We start from the raw sequence: 1,358 nt of genomic DNA, 5'->3' as shown, positions 1-1,358 counted from the left end.
TTCAAGATCACCTTTTCCGGAGCGAGGGGCGCACTGTCAGTGGCAGGGAGCTACAGCTACCTCACCGTCAGGGTGCACTGCCTGCACACCGGTCGGTGAAATCATGACGGGCAACGAAATGTCCTGGCCCATAATGGTGGTGGACATCTCGCGCTTGTCCGACAGTCCCGCAGCGTGGGGAGCGAAACCCAGTTCGCTGAATGCCGCGACGTTGTCGTCGACCGTCAGCCCTTTCTCGGATCCCGCCACCAACGCCGCGTACACGGACTTGGGCAACCTCTTCTTCGCACGGCGCTGTGCTTCTGCCACCGTCTCGAAGAAAGCATTCTTAGCCATTGAACTGACCTCTCTGGGGTGCAGCTTTCGCCGCACTGTCGGTATCGCGCAGTAGTTACTGCATTCCCGCAAGCGGGTTTTCGTCACAAATCTTGGCGGGCGGACGCATCATCAGTGTCAGGGGCACGGATGCACGTGGGGTCTTGCGTTGACCGGAACGGGAGTGATCGACACTGGACTTCGGGACCTCTCCCGCCGACGCCAATGCCATTTCACCGTTGCCGATGACGCACTCGGGGTCGGGTCCGTCCATCGGCAGTCCGGTGAAGAACTTGGCCGCCATGCAGCCGCCGCGGCAGGAGTCGTAGTGGTTGCACTTGCTGCAGGCGCCACCGGTCTGCGGCGAGCGCAGCTCCTCGAACAGGTCCGAGTGCTGCCAGACTTCCTGGAATCCACCGTCTTTCACGATGTTTCCGGCAAGGAACTGCTCGTGAATCGCGAACGGGCACGCGTACACGTCACCGACCGGATCGATCAGGCACACGACTCGGCCCGCACCACAGAGATTGAGACCAGGCAGTGCATCGCCGAAGGCGGAGAGGTGGAAGAACGAGTCGCCCGTCAGGACGCCTTCACCATTGGCCACCAGCCAGTTGTAGAGCTCACGCTGCTGCTCGGGGCGTGGGTGCAGGTCGTCCCACACGTCGGCGCCGCGGCCCGAAGGACGCAGTCGAGTGATGCGCAGGGTCGCGTCGTACTTGTCCGCGAGAGCCTTGAACTCGTCGAGCTGACTGACATTGTGCCGCGTGACGACCACCGAAATCTTGGCGTCCTTGAAGCCGGCTTCCTTCAGGTTCGCGAGAGCGCGCTCAGCCATCGCGAACGAACCAGGCCCGCGCACAGCGTCATTGACCTCAGCGGTGGCACCGTCGATGGAAATCTGCACGTCGACGTAGTCACTGGCGGCGAGGCGCGCCGCGACCTTCTTGTCGATCTTCACGCCGTTGGTGGAGAACTTCACACCAACCTGGTGGTCGGTCGCGTAGTCGACGAGCTCCCAGAAGTCGGAGCGTACCGTCGGC

The 1,358-nt window shown here is 62.4% G+C and carries 2 protein-coding genes; both read right to left on the bottom strand.

Features of this window, described 5'->3' with window-relative positions; all coding sequences use genetic code 11:
• Nucleotides 1-36: 36 nt before the first annotated feature.
• Entirely contained in the window at nt 37-336 is a 300-nt protein-coding gene (locus tag ABT116_RS46695; protein ID WP_351647344.1) for an alpha-hydroxy-acid oxidizing protein, read from the bottom strand.
• A 55-nt stretch (nt 337-391) separates the two neighbouring features.
• A partial coding sequence (mftC, locus tag ABT116_RS46690; RefSeq protein ID WP_351647342.1) for a mycofactocin radical SAM maturase occupies nt 392-1,358 on the bottom strand: 967 nt, incomplete at its 5' end.

Source organism: Streptomyces sp. NPDC002130, from assembly GCF_040296465.1.
Lineage (GTDB): Bacteria > Actinomycetota > Actinomycetes > Streptomycetales > Streptomycetaceae > Streptomyces.
The sequence above is the reverse complement of the archived record's forward strand: the minus strand, read 5'-3'. Positions and strand labels throughout refer to the sequence as shown.